The 15,015-nt window shown below is 30.4% G+C and carries 31 protein-coding genes; 1 reads left to right on the top strand and 30 read right to left on the bottom strand.

The features are described from left to right. Positions 1–50: 50 nt before the first annotated feature. The 15 genes from P4V41_RS07715 to P4V41_RS07645 form a co-directional block, all read right to left on the bottom strand. Positions 51–257, bottom strand: coding sequence for a hypothetical protein (locus P4V41_RS07715; RefSeq protein WP_328084288.1), 207 nt, complete (start codon positions 255–257; stop codon positions 51–53). A 605-nt stretch (positions 258–862) separates the two neighbouring features. Beyond that, complete coding sequence (locus tag P4V41_RS07710; RefSeq protein ID WP_328084287.1) at positions 863–1,069, bottom strand: hypothetical protein; 207 nt, start codon at positions 1,067–1,069, stop codon at positions 863–865. 57 nt (positions 1,070–1,126) lie between these two features. Beyond that, complete coding sequence (locus tag P4V41_RS07705) at positions 1,127–1,285, bottom strand: hypothetical protein (RefSeq protein ID WP_328084286.1); 159 nt, start codon at positions 1,283–1,285, stop codon at positions 1,127–1,129. Between the two features lie 3 nt (positions 1,286–1,288). Next, positions 1,289–1,549 (bottom strand): hypothetical protein, encoded by a 261-nt coding sequence (locus P4V41_RS07700; protein ID WP_328084285.1) that lies wholly within the window; start codon positions 1,547–1,549, stop codon positions 1,289–1,291. A gap of 22 nt (positions 1,550–1,571) precedes the next feature. Next, positions 1,572–2,015 carry a YopX family protein gene (locus P4V41_RS07695; protein ID WP_328084284.1) on the bottom strand — a complete coding sequence of 148 codons (444 nt, stop codon included), beginning with the start codon at positions 2,013–2,015 and terminating at the stop codon, positions 1,572–1,574. Continuing rightward, complete coding sequence (locus P4V41_RS07690) at positions 2,008–2,142, bottom strand: hypothetical protein (RefSeq protein ID WP_328084283.1); 135 nt, start codon at positions 2,140–2,142, stop codon at positions 2,008–2,010. The genes P4V41_RS07695 and P4V41_RS07690 overlap by 8 nt, the downstream gene beginning before the upstream one ends. 66 nt (positions 2,143–2,208) lie before the next feature. Next, positions 2,209–2,763 carry a hypothetical protein gene (locus tag P4V41_RS07685; RefSeq protein ID WP_328084282.1) on the bottom strand — a complete coding sequence of 185 codons (555 nt, stop codon included), beginning with the start codon at positions 2,761–2,763 and terminating at the stop codon, positions 2,209–2,211. Further along, positions 2,735–2,920 carry a cell division protein FtsZ gene (locus P4V41_RS07680; protein WP_328084281.1) on the bottom strand — a complete coding sequence of 62 codons (186 nt, stop codon included), beginning with the start codon at positions 2,918–2,920 and terminating at the stop codon, positions 2,735–2,737. The genes P4V41_RS07685 and P4V41_RS07680 overlap by 29 nt, the downstream gene beginning before the upstream one ends. A 252-nt stretch (positions 2,921–3,172) precedes the next feature. Then, a complete protein-coding gene (locus P4V41_RS07675) occupies positions 3,173–3,343 on the bottom strand; it encodes a hypothetical protein (RefSeq protein ID WP_328084279.1) in 171 nt (56 codons plus the stop codon). 85 nt (positions 3,344–3,428) lie between these two features. Next, on the bottom strand, positions 3,429–3,779 hold the full coding sequence (locus tag P4V41_RS07670) for a hypothetical protein (protein ID WP_328084278.1): 351 nt from the start codon (positions 3,777–3,779) through the stop codon (positions 3,429–3,431). A 277-nt stretch (positions 3,780–4,056) separates the two neighbouring features. Beyond that, positions 4,057–4,227: a hypothetical protein gene (locus tag P4V41_RS07665; protein WP_328084277.1), complete on the bottom strand. Its 171-nt coding sequence runs from the start codon at positions 4,225–4,227 to the stop codon at positions 4,057–4,059. Between the two features lie 13 nt (positions 4,228–4,240). Further along, positions 4,241–4,507, bottom strand: a complete 267-nt coding sequence (locus P4V41_RS07660; protein ID WP_328084276.1) for a hypothetical protein — start codon at positions 4,505–4,507, stop codon at positions 4,241–4,243. Between the two features lies 1 nt (position 4,508). Then, on the bottom strand, positions 4,509–4,766 hold the full coding sequence (locus P4V41_RS07655; RefSeq protein ID WP_328084275.1) for a hypothetical protein: 258 nt from the start codon (positions 4,764–4,766) through the stop codon (positions 4,509–4,511). Between the two features lie 43 nt (positions 4,767–4,809). Next, complete coding sequence (locus P4V41_RS07650; RefSeq protein WP_328084274.1) at positions 4,810–4,989, bottom strand: hypothetical protein; 180 nt, start codon at positions 4,987–4,989, stop codon at positions 4,810–4,812. Positions 4,990–5,303: 314 nt separating this feature from the next. Further along, positions 5,304–5,615: a hypothetical protein gene (locus tag P4V41_RS07645; protein ID WP_328084273.1), complete on the bottom strand. Its 312-nt coding sequence runs from the start codon at positions 5,613–5,615 to the stop codon at positions 5,304–5,306. Positions 5,616–5,833: 218 nt separating this feature from the next. Here P4V41_RS07645 and P4V41_RS07640 point away from each other — a divergent pair, with 218 nt between their 5' ends. Further along, positions 5,834–6,046, top strand: coding sequence for a helix-turn-helix transcriptional regulator (locus P4V41_RS07640; RefSeq protein ID WP_328084272.1), 213 nt, complete (start codon positions 5,834–5,836; stop codon positions 6,044–6,046). Between the two features lie 317 nt (positions 6,047–6,363). On the opposite strand, the gene P4V41_RS07635 is transcribed toward P4V41_RS07640, so the two are convergent. The 15 genes from P4V41_RS07635 to P4V41_RS07565 all read right to left on the bottom strand — a co-directional run bounded on the left by P4V41_RS07635 (position 6,364) and on the right by P4V41_RS07565 (position 14,965). After that, on the bottom strand, positions 6,364–7,356 hold the full coding sequence (locus P4V41_RS07635; RefSeq protein ID WP_328084271.1) for a hypothetical protein: 993 nt from the start codon (positions 7,354–7,356) through the stop codon (positions 6,364–6,366). Positions 7,357–7,380: 24 nt separating this feature from the next. Next, entirely contained in the window at positions 7,381–8,724 is a 1,344-nt protein-coding gene (locus tag P4V41_RS07630) for a DNA sulfur modification protein DndB (protein ID WP_328084270.1), read from the bottom strand. 106 nt (positions 8,725–8,830) lie between these two features. Beyond that, on the bottom strand, positions 8,831–9,892 hold the full coding sequence (locus P4V41_RS07625) for a tyrosine-type recombinase/integrase (RefSeq protein WP_328084269.1): 1,062 nt from the start codon (positions 9,890–9,892) through the stop codon (positions 8,831–8,833). A gap of 31 nt (positions 9,893–9,923) precedes the next feature. Continuing rightward, entirely contained in the window at positions 9,924–10,049 is a 126-nt protein-coding gene (locus P4V41_RS07620; protein ID WP_328084268.1) for a hypothetical protein, read from the bottom strand. Between the two features lie 135 nt (positions 10,050–10,184). Then, positions 10,185–10,373 carry a hypothetical protein gene (locus P4V41_RS07615; RefSeq protein ID WP_328084267.1) on the bottom strand — a complete coding sequence of 63 codons (189 nt, stop codon included), beginning with the start codon at positions 10,371–10,373 and terminating at the stop codon, positions 10,185–10,187. Positions 10,374–10,567: 194 nt separating this feature from the next. Continuing rightward, positions 10,568–11,113, bottom strand: a complete 546-nt coding sequence (locus P4V41_RS07610) for a DUF3267 domain-containing protein (RefSeq protein WP_328084266.1) — start codon at positions 11,111–11,113, stop codon at positions 10,568–10,570. 317 nt (positions 11,114–11,430) lie between these two features. After that, the gene (locus tag P4V41_RS07605; RefSeq protein ID WP_328084265.1) at positions 11,431–11,586 is read right to left on the bottom strand and encodes a hypothetical protein; all 156 of its coding nucleotides are present in this window, start codon (positions 11,584–11,586) and stop codon (positions 11,431–11,433) included. Between the two features lie 198 nt (positions 11,587–11,784). Then, entirely contained in the window at positions 11,785–12,066 is a 282-nt protein-coding gene (locus P4V41_RS07600; protein WP_328084264.1) for a hypothetical protein, read from the bottom strand. 115 nt (positions 12,067–12,181) lie between these two features. After that, positions 12,182–12,406, bottom strand: coding sequence for a hypothetical protein (locus tag P4V41_RS07595; protein ID WP_328084263.1), 225 nt, complete (start codon positions 12,404–12,406; stop codon positions 12,182–12,184). A 55-nt stretch (positions 12,407–12,461) separates the two neighbouring features. Continuing rightward, positions 12,462–12,623 (bottom strand): hypothetical protein, encoded by a 162-nt coding sequence (locus P4V41_RS07590; RefSeq protein ID WP_328084262.1) that lies wholly within the window; start codon positions 12,621–12,623, stop codon positions 12,462–12,464. A 50-nt stretch (positions 12,624–12,673) separates the two neighbouring features. Beyond that, positions 12,674–12,934: a hypothetical protein gene (locus P4V41_RS07585; protein ID WP_328084261.1), complete on the bottom strand. Its 261-nt coding sequence runs from the start codon at positions 12,932–12,934 to the stop codon at positions 12,674–12,676. 212 nt (positions 12,935–13,146) lie between these two features. Beyond that, positions 13,147–13,269 (bottom strand): hypothetical protein, encoded by a 123-nt coding sequence (locus P4V41_RS07580; protein WP_328084260.1) that lies wholly within the window; start codon positions 13,267–13,269, stop codon positions 13,147–13,149. Between the two features lie 487 nt (positions 13,270–13,756). Beyond that, a complete protein-coding gene (locus P4V41_RS07575; RefSeq protein ID WP_328084259.1) occupies positions 13,757–14,029 on the bottom strand; it encodes a hypothetical protein in 273 nt (90 codons plus the stop codon). 435 nt (positions 14,030–14,464) lie between these two features. After that, on the bottom strand, positions 14,465–14,662 hold the full coding sequence (locus P4V41_RS07570) for a hypothetical protein (RefSeq protein ID WP_328084258.1): 198 nt from the start codon (positions 14,660–14,662) through the stop codon (positions 14,465–14,467). A gap of 54 nt (positions 14,663–14,716) precedes the next feature. Then, the gene (locus P4V41_RS07565) at positions 14,717–14,965 is read right to left on the bottom strand and encodes a hypothetical protein (protein ID WP_328084257.1); all 249 of its coding nucleotides are present in this window, start codon (positions 14,963–14,965) and stop codon (positions 14,717–14,719) included. Between the last annotated feature and the right edge of the window lie 50 nt (positions 14,966–15,015).

Here is a 15,015-nt window from a genome sequence, read left to right as displayed (position 1 = left end):
GTTTCATCTCCCTTTTAATTAATTTACTCTGCTTAAAATCCATGCTTTATTCAATCTTGGTAAAATCTAATTACATCTTCTCTGAGCGAACTGAGATTATTGATTGCATCATTGACCATTTCAGACCATTGATAAAGTTCTTCTTGTTCCACTGGTACTCCAGCGTTCTGAACAATTCCTTTTAAGCTACCTACTTGATAACTTAACGATACAATATCATTGAACAAATCCTCTTGATTTCGTTTTTCTCTACCCATGTAATTCTTCTCCTTTCTTTAAAAGAATGCTTTTATTCAGTTAATCAACCATTCTTGTATTTTCTTTTTTCTTGAATATAGTAATAAATCATATATGGGAAACAAACAATGGATACCAAAAAGAAAATCGGAATTAAAAGCCAACATCCATCTCTGGAATTTTTTATTAAATATAAAACTGTAATAATACCTAATAATATGTATATCATAATTAGTATCAATAATGTATGCAAACCTTCACCTACTATCACAAATGAATAAGTTTATAGATTAATTTATATAAAAGTCATATAGAAGGGGACTGACATTTGTCCCCTCAAGTTTCATATCCTTCAAAATCTACTCTCAAATCGCATCCGAATTTATTATAACTTTTATCAAGTACTACTCCTTCTACACCAACTGGTAATGTATCTTCATAACTACTAGACATCAACAACTCTACATGATCCCCCAATCTCAAACTTGTCATAGGTTTCTTTGTATTTAAACTCCTGTGTTTTTATTAACTCATTAATTTGCTCTTGATTCATTTTAATTCCTCCTTATTTTTGTTTAATTTATTCCTATTCTTTTTTTTCTAAATGGATGCCTGTCTCAATATTTTATTTTTCTCGGATAAATATTGCGTTTTCAATTTTCTTCTCTATCCATTCAATTTCCTCTTTATACTCTTCTAAGCTCATTCTAAAGACTCCGCTAAATCTAAGTCTTTCTTTATTAACATAAAAGTAAATATCTGCACACTCTTGAACGTTTACACCATCCATGTTTGCTTGCTTAAATTCTACCTTTTCTACTTTAATTTTCAATTGTAACGCCTCCGTTTTTTATTAAATTACTAACAATTTTGCAGTGCCTCTAATTTATTAATCTTTAAATTTTAATGCATTAGCAACAATCTCTCCGACTTTATCAGGGTTTAGAGCCCATCCTCTAGAATCATAATATATTGCTAATTCATTTAACTTTTCAAGTGCTTCTTCATAAATCTCAATTTTTATTTGAAGATCTAAATAATTTTCCATGTTTTATTCCTCCCATCCATGTTTAAAATCATATACATGATAATTAAGTCTCATCTTTGTGCGACTCTGTTTCCGATAACGTCTAACGATGACCTCATAACAAGGGATTTTAGTCTCACCTACTTGATATAAGCCCCATGATCCACCAGTTTCAGATATATAACCATGATGTTCAATTCCATCTCTTGCGATTGTGATTTTTTCAGTGTAATAATCACCTAGAATATCTTTCATAGTTATAGTAATCTTATCCCCAGTCTTCAATTGTCTAGCTCGTTCAATTAGATTATTTATTAAAATCACCTTCTTTTAATAATCCAGGATTTTCATATCTATTGCCGATAATATTTAAGTTAACCCCAAATAAATCTAAATTTGCGTAAGTTGTAATACCTCCGAATAAACCGTATCCAGTATTGTTTACATTTAACTTATCATATTCCAAATTTCTTAAAGCGAATCTGTATTTATCCCAAACTACTTCAGCCTTATAAGAGGGTATGTTTTCAACCATCATATGATGAACAATTACAATATCGTTTTCATATGCCTCTTTGTTATTCATATCGTAAACTCCAGTAAATTGCATGATAATGGGTTCGTCTGTTTCAAAATGATTAAATCTAAACAGAATTGAATCATCCATCAGTTCTAGATTAGAATACGATATACCTTTACCGTACAAATCGTGACGTTCTTGACCCCATGCTCTAAATTTTAATCTATTCATGAACGTCCTCTTTTGCAGAATGTCTTGGTTTATAAGTAAATCCATTTTCTTCCCAAAAATAAGGTACTTTTGGGAAAAGGAATTTAGGCAAGATTGCACCAGCAGCTATTGCTAATAAGTAAATCATCTTATTTCCTCCATTCTGTCTAATTTATTTGAATTTCCGTTTATTTATAAAAAACATCCAAACACTTCACTCGTTTACTATTTCCATTACTCTTTTCAGTTTCTCTTTGGATAGTTTCTTAAAGTCAAAATTCTCAATTGTCTTCAGCAATGATTCGTATTTAATATGATCTAATACTTCATTTGTAACAGGGACAATCATTAAGCCTTGACTATTACTATCGACTAGAACACCGTTAAAATTAAAACTTAACTTAGAGAATTTTAATATAATACTTTTGCGCTCATTAATCTTGCTTACAACATCTATACGGTATTTATCATTCTGCTTAATTGCCACTCTATCTCCGATACAAAGATTGCTAAACGTCTCATCAGTATATCCCAGTAGTTGCCCCAATTCTTTAATTAACTGAGTATTTCCATATAATTGCCCATAAGCCATGTAGATGTCATAAGGTAAGATTGCTCTATAATTTTCATATGCAGATATTGCTTCTCTTGAAATTTCACAGTTAAGAACATCTTTCAATTTCATTGATACTCTTAACTGTGAATCCTTACCTCTAATCTTTTTTAACAGGAATCCAATATTACTTTTTGCTGTTGAGATATTTTGCATATTCTCTCTCCTGCATTTCTTTTACAATAGCTCTACCTGCTGAATAATATTCTTCTAACACTTTATCAATCTGTTCCTTGGTCTGATTTTTTGGTGCAACTATGTTAACTGTTGTATTACCTAACTTATAGGTTGCATCATATTTTGTTTCTTTCATCTATTAAACCTCCTACAAAAAGTGTTTTGTCTAATATTTTTTAGAAGGATTCCTTCTAAATTCCATTATAACTAGTTCTTTCCTATATTGATCTCTTTGAAGAGTAACGTCCTCAAGTCTTCGGTTAAGTTCAATAACTTCATCATAAAGTCTTTGAACGACAGATTGAACATATTCACTGTCCAGTACTTCAATATTATAATGATCATTCAAAAAATGAGCATTATAACTGCTCTTTAAATTCTTTGTCCATTATAAATCCTCCTCATTGTTTACAAATTTTAATGCTTCTTCTTCCCTATCAAATTCTTCAATCAACCTGTCTGAATCTCCACATCTGTCACAATATAGTTCTTCAAAGTTATAACTCTGGTCACTTATATAAAATGAACCGTCTAAATGATTTTCATAAACATAATACAAACCTAATCCTCCTTCAATAATACTAAGTCATATTCGTTTTATAATTATCATATAAATAAAAACTCATTTCAATGTAAAAGATGCATCATTTACGTAGATTACGTTTCTTTCTGTCTACTTCTACTTCATTACATTCATCAAATCCAATATCAACAAATTGAGTTGGATTAGAACCATCTCCATATTGTTGTAGATCAATGAATGAATAAAGTTCTTGCCTCTTAATATCATAATGATTTGATAATTCCCAGCCTTCCTTACTTCCATCAGGAGCTACAAAAAATGATTTATAACCATTTGTTAATCCCTCGATTATTTCTGATACTAAAGAATCGAAAAGCTCCCTTGCTTTTTTGTGAGCCTGATAAAACTTTTCATCTGCTTCTGGATAACCACCTCCAGTAACTATAATTGAGTTGTGTCTAATGTATCCCATCTTAATCCCTCATTTCTAATTTGTCACAACTTTTATTTTCTTCGTATATCTCCGTTTTCCTCTTGTTTTCCATCACCCATATTTTGAATAAAATTTAACTTTTATTGTGTTAGAAATGCAAAGCACCTTCAACTGGTATTAATGTATTACCATTTTCATCAATCCAAATTTCCCAGCCTTGTGATAATGATGTATTTGTAAAATCTTCATCAAAATAGTAATCCATCTTAAAACCTCCTATGACAGATTCTCTTCGAACTGCGTAATAACAAAAAATTTATCTTACATTCACTTTCTGAAAAATTTCCTTAATTGTTAGACCTTTTGAATAATAATCCGAAAACAAATGATAAGGGATAGGTTCTTTTCCGTTGCCACGAGTATGAGAACAATACTTACCATATGCTTTTTGTGTTTCGTGCCTAAACTCAATTCTAAGTCCAAACATAAACTAATCCTCCTTAATGACCAAAAAACATCATGTATCTTATTTCTCTTACAAAACCTTTGAATAAAAGTTGTTCCTTAAAGGTTAGAAACTCTTTATCTCTTGCAAAATCGTAATGTTTTCCTGTTTGTTTGTCTAACCAATAAAAATGAGGGAACTTTTTCTTTCGATATAGCATTTTCCAAGTGCCTCTTTTTTTGATTGTTATATTCATTGGTTGTTTAACCCAGGCTTTAACAGATTCCAAGAAACAATTGCTATAAAAATACTTTTTTTCCATCTTAATCAACCCTACACAGTGATTGAGAAATCTCATTCAATACTTTCGAATTTATTAAATCTTTGTCTGCTAGGTCTTGTAATTTATTAAAAGTTTGGTCTACAGAACTTTCTAATTCCGTAATTCTTTTTATAGCGTATCTTGAGTAATAATCTCCATATTCAAGCTTTCTTTTTATATCATCATTCATTCTTGGGAAAGTCGTAATGTTCTCCCATTTATAATGTTGCTGAATATCTTCCAATTCTTTTTTCTTCATAAATTCACATCCCCTTTATGTCGCATTTTGTCTCAAATCTTCCTTAAAATTTCCCTTCTTCATCCTTAACCTGATTGATAAGTATCATCTTAGCTGCAAATACTTTTGATTCTGCAAAATCCAGATCACCAACACATAAACGTTTATTACCGTTCTCTAAGTTGTTTGTTGCCAGTTGTAAACTTTCCATAGCACTATGTATCTTCTTTGTTGCTAAATCCATCGTTATCTCCTTTCCATTTATTATCTTTAATGTTTATACTTTGATATTAAACCACTATCAATCCCACGTCAACACTTTTGAATAATTTATTTTAATTAATGTAAAATAGATGTTTTATCTGAATATTCGTTGTAAGAATAAGAGCATTTGAGAGTATATCGAAGATATAAAGAGGTCAGACGACAGTAAATATGCTATCACTTTTATTTCGAAACAAATATTACATTTGTGTAAAATAAGTAAACAAGTGATAGCATTTCTCATTGTCTTTATGTTATTATAAGTTTGTCAAACAAATACCAAATTACATATCCTTACTTTTTGTCGTTGGTCTTCCCCAAAAGATCAGCGACTTTTTCTATTTCTTCTATATCCTTAACATCTACTTCTGGGTCGCTTATATGCTGTACCTTATGTACACTTCCTTCAATCATTTTTAAAAAGCTAGTTCCTTCGTGCAAAATTCTATATTGAAGGTTGCTCATAAATTCTTCAGCCATTTCCATATCTTCAGCATTAAACCTCATTGTCACAGGCATTACCAGATCAAAAGTTGCTTCATATTGTTTCATTACAACACACTCCTCATTATTTGTTCCCCAAACCCCATACGTTGTATCTTTCATTATTAGATCTTCACCTCCTTGAAATAGGAACGTCTGTTCGTAAATCTATTATATAACGTACATACTGGAAATACTAGCTTAATGGAAATTATTTTTATTTGACTTAATTTAGCATTAAATTTGCTTAAATATGACATGTCAACGTGTAAATCTTTCCATTTTTTCTGATTATCTGCTATTATTAATATACTTTGAGTAGTTTGGAGGTATCCGATTTAATGAAAGCCATCATCGGACGATGCTTACTCCAAGATCTACTTGATAGTAGGGGATGGACACAACTCCAGCTCGCTGATAAGACTGGAATCGCTAAATCCCAAATATCAGATTATACACGTGGCACTCGAAAAATGTCGTTTAGCACAGCCTATTTAATTGCTTTCGTACTAAAATGTGACATGAGTGATCTGTATTCTATGACAATCAAGTAAAGTAGGCATCGGGACAATAGTTTTAGGATTATTGTCCTACCTATAAGTACACTATTTGTTGTACTAAACAAACTACTACTATAACATTTTATACCATAAATCAATGGTTGTCTTTGACTAATTTTGTCGAATAGTAGTATTTTTTCAAATTTATAATATTTCGTGTTTCAAATTGTTTTTATGAGGGTATATTATCTATTTGAAAAAATTCCAATATTTTATGTTTCGATAACAGGAACTATTGTGTATTTTACTTATGTAATCTTATTTAAGCCAGTACAAACGTTTGGCTTAAATAGAGTATAACTTAATAGATTTTATTTGGCAATATCTAACTTGTATAATTCTGTAATGTTTTGCATATTTACGTATTCTTTCATGAATGACAGGTTGTATCCTATCCAATCTCCTACTTTAGCTTTCTTCATTCCAAATTGTTCGCATATCTTATAGTATTGATCCTTCTCAAGTTCACCCTCAGTTACATACAGCTCTTTAGCCATATAAATCATTCCTGAACGTTCTATAGACTTAGGTGTAAGGTATGGTAAGTCAAACATTTCACTAATAGCTGTTAAACGTCTAAATATAGCGTGTTTGTCTGCTGGAGCGTTTACATCTTTAACTCTTCTGTTCACTGATCTAATAACAAACTCATTATTTACAAGTTCTACTTCTCCACCACGAATAGCGTTACCATTCTTATTCTTATAAGTTGTTTCTTTCATTGCTTGTTGTAATATTCTCATACAATAATCAGATACAGTAACTTCACGTTCTTTAATAAGTTGACCATTTTTATCTGTTTCTCTTAATTGCAATACATTTGTTTTAGCATCAACGTCTTGTTTGCGGAGATTTAGTAATTCAGATGAACCTTGACCATTTACGCCTTCAAATAATAAAATCATTGGTGCTACATCTTGTGCATTTACTAATTTGTTTTCAAGTTCCTTTAACTCTTCAAATGACATATATAATTTCTTCTTGCTTACAAATTGTTCGTACCATTCTGCATCTGCACTTTTTAACGGATTTAAATTACTTGAACTAGTTCTATATTTCATTGCCCATGTTATATATTGTGTTAAATGTCTACCTGTTGATCTAGCTACTGTTAAATTTAAAGGATCGGTATTCTGAATGACAACTCCGAGTTCGCTGCGAGTAAAGTCGTAGATGTCCTTACCTAATATTTCTTCCATAGGTTGTGCTTTATATAAAATATATTCAATAGTTGTTCTAGTTTGTTCATTTTCATAAGTTTCAAGGAATTTACGTTTAATATCTTCGTTGTATAGTGAATTCATTACAATCACTTCCTCTATAAATAATTAATTTATATCAATTTCTTCAAAATACTTCTTAATAATTTTTCTTATTGTGTTTGTATTATTTAGTGTATTATCTTCATTTACTATTCCAAGTTCTTTCCATTTTGGATTATCTCTATTAAAATCTATTCCCTTTAAGATATCTCTTATTTTACTTGGATCAATATTATTAGTCATCATTCTACGAGCCAAAACTATATAGCCTATAAAAAAGTTATTGTCTGCTACCAATGATGTTTTTCTACTACCAGGCACATCCTCAATAAATTGTTGTGGAAATGAGCCTACTATATAATCAAAATATTTTGTAAGCCAATCACCTACATCCAAAGCATCCATTTTGGTTTTCATTTGCTTCCCAAATTCTTCATCAATCGTATCTGCTAAAACATTATAAGTAACTACTTCACTATTTAAAGAGTGAATTCGGTGGGTTTGTGAGATTTTTCCTTTTAAATCAGATTCATCTCTCAGTTGCTGCACAACTGTGTCACTAAAACGATTTGCCTCAAGTTCTTGAACACGAGTTCTGCTGATGGGTGTTTGTTTAGCGAGTTGAGCTTGATAAGATGCCGTTTTTTTCTGTGAATAATTTGTGATTAAAATCCCAAACCTGAATTCTAAATCAGGGTTTAGATCTAATGCTTTTTGCAATCCTAAGATACGATGATAACCATCAACAATATCAATTCTAGTACCGCTTTGAATTTCAATTGTCATTTTTTTTGCATTAAAAACTATCTCACCTAAATTACTATTAGCCGTTCTAGTCGCGCAATTCCAGACCAATACAGTCGGCACTAACGTACCTTGTTTTAAATGCTCAGCAATCTCTTTAACATTCTGCATATTTACGGTTTGTGTTGGAATAATTTCATCATTTTTTCTCATGTAAGATGCTTCACGTTGAACCTCAAAATTATAATAAAGACTAGGAATGAATTTATATATCTCTCTAATGTCCATCGTTACTAAGTATGCATTATTACCAACTTGTGTTGCTCCTTCAATTGTGTAAGGAAGTGTAACTTGATCACTAGGTCTTTCTAAAGAAGCATCATATTGTCTTGCTTGTTTTAATTCTGACTCACCAAAATACTCTTTGGGATATATAGAATGAGATTTTGTTGCTTTGTAAACAGCTTCTGTTAATAAAGCTAATATTGAGACTTCTAATTCTGGAACCACTTCATTTGCATTCCCAATATATCCTTGAGTTTCACCGTGCATAATGTCATATTGAGAAAGTTCTTCTTTAATTTGATTTACCAATTTTCTTTTAGTTTTTATAGAATCTAAAACTTGTATCAAATTCTCTTCAAGAATTTCTCTTTCTTTAATCATTCATATCTCACCTTTCCAGTTATCTAATTTCAATTTTAATTATGTTTGTTTAAATTGTAAACAATTTTTGATAAATTTATTCTAAAAAGTTTGGATTATTTTACCACTATTTGTCGAGTCTTTTGAAATTCTTCAGATCTGTATACAATTTATATTGATTTGATTGTTTAAAAAATTCCTTAAAATCTTCCACACTCATTTGATCCATAAAACTCCAATCCATTTCTTCATCCATTTTTACTCCAGGTGTTTGTGTATAGTCCTTCTTATTCTTGATATAATGCTTGATGAGAACGTCATAATTGCTGTGCCCACTATGTTTGATGGCTGCTTCAACCCCTTCTGTTTCGAAAGCAAAATCAATGGCTACAGCCCGAAATGAGTGAAATACTACATTTCTTTCAGGACTAACATTTAAAACATTCTTTAATCTTGTCATCATTCTGTTTATTGATTTTTCAGAGATTGGAAATACATATTCACTTTGTTTAGTTTGTTCGAATTTCTCATTCTCTTCTTTTAAAATTAATATCTTGTTATATAATTTCTCAGATATAGAAGTTGTTCTTTCTTTGTTTCCTTTAGCTAAAACTGTTTTAACCTTATAAACTCCGTTCTCAAGTTCAAAGTCACTCCATTTGATATTGAGTATTTCATTCAGTCTAAAACTTGTTCTAGTGGCAAATAAAATCATACAATGCTTTAAATATCCTAATTTAGCTTCAGATAACGCAGCTTCAGCAAAACGATCAGCTTCTGTATGAGATAACTCACCGTAACTATTAATTACCGTCTTAAGTCTTTTTAGTTTAAATATTGACGGATTAACATCGTAATCAATTGATCTCAACTCTTCATATAAAGATTTCATGGTAGTCATCTTCTTATTAATTGTGGAATTACTGTATCCCAGGTTCTCTTTCATATGACTTCTGTAATGTTTGATATCAGCTTTAGAGAAATTTAGATCAGCTTCTGTTAAATGTTCTAAATCCTTTTTAGCTGGTGTCATTATCTTAAAGAATTGTCTAATAGTACTTTCATATGACACTCGTGTACTTGAATGCTTTTCTCCTTCTTTTTTATTCATATCAAGTTCTACAAAAAATGAATTTATATCGTCAAATAACTTCTCATTAGTTAACCTTACAACTTTTTCTGCTGACATTCCCAAATCACACTCCCTATCGTATAATTTATTAACTAGCTCTTTGTTGTTTAATCAGAAATACAATTCCTTGTAGTTCTCGTTCCATTTTTCTAAGCTGCTTATCATCCATCTTTTCAAGATTCCGTTTTAAGTAATCGTACAGATCGTGTACCATATGTTATCGCTCCCTTAGTTTTTATATTATCTTAAGTATACCACAGTATATTCTAGTGTAAACAATTATTGATTAATTTATTTATAAATAAACAAAAAAAAAAGAATCTGCTTGAGCAGATCCCTCTTTGATATTCTAGTTCTCTTCAATGGCTGTAATTATTTTCTCTTCTATGTCAATCACTCGACATTTACCAAGAACCTCTCCCCTATGGTTAACTGGAAACAGTTCTCCAAGGAAATGACTTATTTCTTCTGTGCTCTGTAAACCTAAACCGTTAAGTTCAAGTGTTACCTCAAGGTATTGCTTTTGACTTTTTTGCATATTAACCACCACAGAATCTCTGTTCCTTTTAGACACATCTTAAGTATAATACATGCTATGGGAATAATCAATAAATTTATCAATATTTGTATAACAAGTAGCGTTTATACCCATACTGTTATTAAGTCATCCAAGACTCATCCCAATAAGAACCCCTACCAGAATAACAAGGAGCTGGAGGGGTTTTGCTGTGTTTATATGCTATTTTTAATCGTTCTCTTTGCAAATACTAATATCTCTCCGTCATTCAGTCTTCCTATTACAGTGTTCTTTTTAGCTTTTCTTACAGTAATAAATTGCTCAATATCGCTTCTTGATCCATAATAATTAGCTACTATCAGAATAAAGGCAGTCATGGTTAATGATGGAAAAATTAAAAGTATGATTAAATAAACAACCGATAAAATTGCCATTGGAGAAATCAGAAATACTAATAAATGCTCTCGTTTGATTGCACTTTCAATCTCCACAGAAAATAATTTAAGTTTTGCTTTATAGCCATAAATTCTAATTACAATGTAATGACTCAATTCATGAAAAGTGATTAACGTTGCAAATAATATTACATCTAATGTTCCTGGTCTATAGTTGAAGTCAGTAACATTTGGCATCTGAGTAAATATAATTACTGCTACTAAAATAGACCAGTTTATATAACGTAAGAATTTTCCTGATGTCTTGATTGTATCTATGTGAGTTAAATGTAAATCATTTTCAATATCCTGTATTGTTTTATACATAGTAATTACACTCCTTTACCTATCTCTTCTTCTATAATTATTCTACAAAGAAATAGATCATATGTCTTTTTACTACGTATATTTAAGATGAAATGAATCTTTTATCGAGTCGTATTATCTACAAATTACGGAGATTAACTAACTCCGTGATTTTTTCATTTAATAGGTGTTGCAATAAAGTTGAATCGTTATTGTATGGTGCTTGCCTAAAGTCTATCGTATGCCCTTTGGAAGCATTCCGAATGGTTTCTAATAAACTGTCCAATCCATTTTATTTCATCACCTATTTCAAATAAATCCATTGTATGCACACTCCTCTAATTTTCATTGCTCTTTTTCACAAAGTCATCATATATTTTATCTATAGCTTTTATAGCTATTTCTTTATTACAATTGTTTTGTTCCATATAATAATGAACGTCTGCCCAATATCCTTTTTTAGATTCTAATTCACCTTCGTATTCGTTTTGCATTATTAATCTCCTTTACTCACATCATATAAAAAATCAGATTTACACAGTAACTATGTACATATATACAGTGTTTATTTTCTCTTAAACACTGTATATAGTTTGTCGATTACTCTTCACACTCAATACATCTTAGGTAATCAGTCATCTCCGTTTCCTTACCACAAATTCCACAATAGGCTTTCACATAAATAACAACCATTAATCTTCATCCGACCAGTCAATATCATCTGTGATAATTTCATCTAGTTCTTTAGCAGAATCTACATCAAGATCAAAATCTTCTAGTTCATCTAATTTATCAGATACTGTATTTTGTATAATTTGTTCTAATCTTTCGTGTGCTAATTGGAAGATGTCGGTCATTTTAATTCCATGGTCAGTCATAAAATCAGCCATTTCTTCACTGATCTCAACAAAATTTACTTCCTCAAGAATATCGACTTCAAGTCTACCCTTCGTGATGTTGTAAACTTTTTTCATTATGCACACTCTCCTCTAAGTTGTTTATGCTTATATTAGAGTGTATGCTGCGTGAAGTTGTCTGTTTACAACTTTTTAGAAATTAAATTGTGATTCTTCAATCTATAAAATTGTTTTACTTAAATTTTTTAGCTAACGATTCAATTTTACTATCTAATTCTCTCGATCCGTTTTTAATTATCTCCATTTGCTTTGCTATATCATCGAATCTCTCTTTAACTTTTTGAGCCAATGCCATGTTTTCTCTATAGTCCACACAATCCTGACAAATTGGTTTATTAAATATTAATATGTTAATTTGTTCAATCACTTTTTCATTGTCGCAATCAGAGCATTTCATTAGCTGTACATCTCCTTTCATCCATTCCCGTGGAATATAAGTTTTATCGTGTAATTTACTCTTTATTTTTCTTCAAATCATACAGATGTATTCCAGCTTCTTGGTTGATCCCATCAATTTCTTCATTATCATATTCTCCTGTAAGTATAGCTAATGATAATTTTTCAATAGCTTGTAATATAAATACGGCAGTCTCTTTATTAATTACTTTGTTCATTATTCACCTCACGTTTTATTTGCTTTTTAAGTTTGAATCAAATACTGACTTTACTTTGAACTTTCTTGAATAACATCATTCTTAAAATCTGTTATGTATTGAGTGATCCATGTGTCTCCAGTTTTCTCAGCAATTTTCTCACAACCATTTACAATTGTTAGAAGTAAATCAATCTGTGCTTCTTGTTGCTCAACTTTATTAATTGCATCAATAGCTTTTTGTATTGCTACTCTTTCAGAAAAATATGGTTTTGCATCCAACAGTCCATTCTTTCTATTTGTCAGTATAGTTATTGCTAGTTCTTTATCCATAACTTAATACCTCACTTTCATTAAAATCGTTATTTTATCGAATGTTAAATTGCACTTTAAGTTCGTTGACCTGTAGTGTAATTTCATCAAGAAGTCTATTCTCGACAAGTATGTCTTTACTATTTGCTTCAGGTCTTTCTATGTAATATTGCAGAGCATGCTTAATAATTTGTAACTTCTTATATTCTTTCATTATAAAACTCCTTCTTTAATTATTTTACTTTGCGTTTCAGCCATTGAAATACGTTATATGTAAAGCTACCAACAACTATAAAAGGATACAACCATATCTTGTGATACCATTTAGCTTTAGTTGGATCAAACCAGTTCGACATCATTTCACCACCGTTCTGTTATAGGTTGTATAAAATAAAACTATCGTGTTATACTATCAATTAAGCATTATTACACCTCGTTCTAAACGCTGAACGAGAAGGCTAATAGCGAAGGCGTGGAAACCTAAGTTATTAGTAGAGGAACAGGGGAACTACTGACCCCCTGTTCTTTTTTGTATGAAAGGGTAATTTTAATTAGAATACATGTCTTTCATTTGTGACTATTTTTAGTTTTTATTTCCAACTCTAAATCTAATCCATTAAGGATTTTAAGCAATGTGTCAATGTTATAATTTTGAATGCTTGTTACTCTAATGATTTGAGGGTGCTTCAAGCCTATTTTTTGAGCCAGCTTTCTTATGGAAATTTCTTTTTTGTTCAAGCTGGTCTTTGATCTTTTTGGAAATCATAATTTTCGGTTCTGACTCTATATAATAACTATCAGGCACTTTAATAAGTTCAACCATGTCTTTATACATAATTATCACTACCTCTCTTGTTTCTTAAATGTTGCTAATAAATCAAGAATCATTGGAATAATACCTAACAAAGTTATAGCTGCAATGAATGTCATTTTACTTTTTGTGAATAGGTTAAAAACAATTGCAAAAACTTCATCTTCTTTTGATGCGTTAATTCTATTCCGTGCTTTCTCAAAAAAATTAGAGTTAAATTTTTTATCTATATAAATAAATTTTAGACTCACAATAAAGCCAACACTGAGCCAAACCATTAAAATAATACTCATCTTAGTTATCATTAATTTCCACCTTTACCTAATTGGTTCATCTTTTGCTTTACGGAATTTAAATTATGTAGATCTATTTCTTTACCGACATGATTATTTGACTTACTGGCATTTTCAATAGCTTTTATTCTGTCGTTAATTGCATCATAAACCGATACAAATTCCCACTTATTTAACAATAGATCTAAACATTTATTCTTATTGATAGTTCATCACTCCCTTTAAAATATCTGTTTTATTCAAACATGTCTTTATTTTTATTTTTAAACGACTTTATATAGTCTTCAAATTCCACCCAACGCTTGGCAATAATTACTCCTACAACCTATATTGAGTAAAACAAGGCACTTTCGATTTCTCCATTAATGTACTTATAAATAGACATTATCAATAAGCAAACTAGCAACAATCCGTATAATATACTTGCCATTTATTCAGCTCCTCTTCCTACTTTGATTCTTGATCTTTAACAATACATTCTAACTCATGTACTACTTGAGCAATCCCAACCCCTACACCATCATGAAATTGTGCATTAATTTCATCTCCAACTTCTAACAGTCCTTTGGAAAAATCCTTACTTTTTTTAGACTGCTCTTTAAGGAAATCAATCATATCTTTTAATTGTTCTTCTAACGGCTTCATTGTTAATACCTCTCCTTTTAAGTAATATTTTTTAGGTAAAAATGATATCACTTGTCATTCATAGTGAAAAATTATAAGTTCTTCTTGTTCAGCAACTTCAATTTGAAGCTTCCAATATTCATCAGTTTCAATATAGTTGAATTTATTTGGATTAAATTCTGTAGGTACATCTTCACCCAACAATTTAATTGCCTCTGCTAAAGTTTTATGTATAGTTACGTTTGTTAAATAACTGTCCTCACTAGCTTCTTGATTTTGCCATTTTTCATTTATGGTTTCTAATAACGCTTGTTTCAGGCTCATTAAATTAACCCTTCCCTCTAATTATTTCAAGCTATTTTGTTTTACCAGAT

The organism is Fictibacillus nanhaiensis, assembly GCF_036213205.1.
GTDB lineage: Bacteria > Bacillota > Bacilli > Bacillales > Fictibacillaceae > Fictibacillus > Fictibacillus nanhaiensis_E.
This window is presented reverse-complemented; position numbering and strand designations above follow the sequence as displayed.

Excerpts from the sequence above, each read along its gene's own strand:
- P4V41_RS07665 (WP_328084277.1), bottom strand. The coding sequence starts at position 4,227 with ATGTTTGGACTTAGAATTGAGTTTAGGCACGAAACACAAAAAGCATAT.
- P4V41_RS07570 (WP_328084258.1), bottom strand. The coding sequence starts at position 14,662 with ATGAAGCCGTTAGAAGAACAATTAAAAGATATGATTGATTTCCTTAAA.
- P4V41_RS07660 (WP_328084276.1), bottom strand. The coding sequence starts at position 4,507 with ATGGAAAAAAAGTATTTTTATAGCAATTGTTTCTTGGAATCTGTTAAA.
- P4V41_RS07595 (WP_328084263.1), bottom strand. The coding sequence starts at position 12,406 with ATGAAATGCTCTGATTGCGACAATGAAAAAGTGATTGAACAAATTAAC.
- P4V41_RS07690 (WP_328084283.1), bottom strand. The coding sequence starts at position 2,142 with ATGATTTACTTATTAGCAATAGCTGCTGGTGCAATCTTGCCTAAATTC.
- P4V41_RS07630 (WP_328084270.1), bottom strand. The coding sequence starts at position 8,724 with ATGATTAAAGAAAGAGAAATTCTTGAAGAGAATTTGATACAAGTTTTA.
- P4V41_RS07655 (WP_328084275.1), bottom strand. The coding sequence starts at position 4,766 with ATGAAGAAAAAAGAATTGGAAGATATTCAGCAACATTATAAATGGGAG.
- P4V41_RS07590 (WP_328084262.1), bottom strand. The coding sequence starts at position 12,623 with ATGAACAAAGTAATTAATAAAGAGACTGCCGTATTTATATTACAAGCT.
- P4V41_RS07610 (WP_328084266.1), bottom strand. The coding sequence starts at position 11,113 with ATGTATAAAACAATACAGGATATTGAAAATGATTTACATTTAACTCAC.
- P4V41_RS07615 (WP_328084267.1), bottom strand. The coding sequence starts at position 10,373 with ATGCAAAAAAGTCAAAAGCAATACCTTGAGGTAACACTTGAACTTAAC.
- P4V41_RS07625 (WP_328084269.1), bottom strand. The coding sequence starts at position 9,892 with ATGTCAGCAGAAAAAGTTGTAAGGTTAACTAATGAGAAGTTATTTGAC.
- P4V41_RS07600 (WP_328084264.1), bottom strand. The coding sequence starts at position 12,066 with ATGAAAAAAGTTTACAACATCACGAAGGGTAGACTTGAAGTCGATATT.
- P4V41_RS07670 (WP_328084278.1), bottom strand. The coding sequence starts at position 3,779 with ATGGGATACATTAGACACAACTCAATTATAGTTACTGGAGGTGGTTAT.
- P4V41_RS07685 (WP_328084282.1), bottom strand. The coding sequence starts at position 2,763 with ATGCAAAATATCTCAACAGCAAAAAGTAATATTGGATTCCTGTTAAAA.
- P4V41_RS07635 (WP_328084271.1), bottom strand. The coding sequence starts at position 7,356 with ATGAATTCACTATACAACGAAGATATTAAACGTAAATTCCTTGAAACT.
- P4V41_RS07640 (WP_328084272.1), top strand. The coding sequence starts at position 5,834 with ATGAAAGCCATCATCGGACGATGCTTACTCCAAGATCTACTTGATAGT.
- P4V41_RS07585 (WP_328084261.1), bottom strand. The coding sequence starts at position 12,934 with ATGGATAAAGAACTAGCAATAACTATACTGACAAATAGAAAGAATGGA.
- P4V41_RS07605 (WP_328084265.1), bottom strand. The coding sequence starts at position 11,586 with ATGCAAAACGAATACGAAGGTGAATTAGAATCTAAAAAAGGATATTGG.
- P4V41_RS07575 (WP_328084259.1), bottom strand. The coding sequence starts at position 14,029 with ATGATAACTAAGATGAGTATTATTTTAATGGTTTGGCTCAGTGTTGGC.
- P4V41_RS07650 (WP_328084274.1), bottom strand. The coding sequence starts at position 4,989 with ATGGATTTAGCAACAAAGAAGATACATAGTGCTATGGAAAGTTTACAA.
- P4V41_RS07580 (WP_328084260.1), bottom strand. The coding sequence starts at position 13,269 with ATGTCGAACTGGTTTGATCCAACTAAAGCTAAATGGTATCACAAGATA.
- P4V41_RS07620 (WP_328084268.1), bottom strand. The coding sequence starts at position 10,049 with ATGGTACACGATCTGTACGATTACTTAAAACGGAATCTTGAAAAGATG.
- P4V41_RS07715 (WP_328084288.1), bottom strand. The coding sequence starts at position 257 with ATGGGTAGAGAAAAACGAAATCAAGAGGATTTGTTCAATGATATTGTA.
- P4V41_RS07645 (WP_328084273.1), bottom strand. The coding sequence starts at position 5,615 with ATGAAAGATACAACGTATGGGGTTTGGGGAACAAATAATGAGGAGTGT.
- P4V41_RS07565 (WP_328084257.1), bottom strand. The coding sequence starts at position 14,965 with ATGAGCCTGAAACAAGCGTTATTAGAAACCATAAATGAAAAATGGCAA.
- P4V41_RS07695 (WP_328084284.1), bottom strand. The coding sequence starts at position 2,015 with ATGAATAGATTAAAATTTAGAGCATGGGGTCAAGAACGTCACGATTTG.
- P4V41_RS07705 (WP_328084286.1), bottom strand. The coding sequence starts at position 1,285 with ATGGAAAATTATTTAGATCTTCAAATAAAAATTGAGATTTATGAAGAA.
- P4V41_RS07680 (WP_328084281.1), bottom strand. The coding sequence starts at position 2,920 with ATGAAAGAAACAAAATATGATGCAACCTATAAGTTAGGTAATACAACA.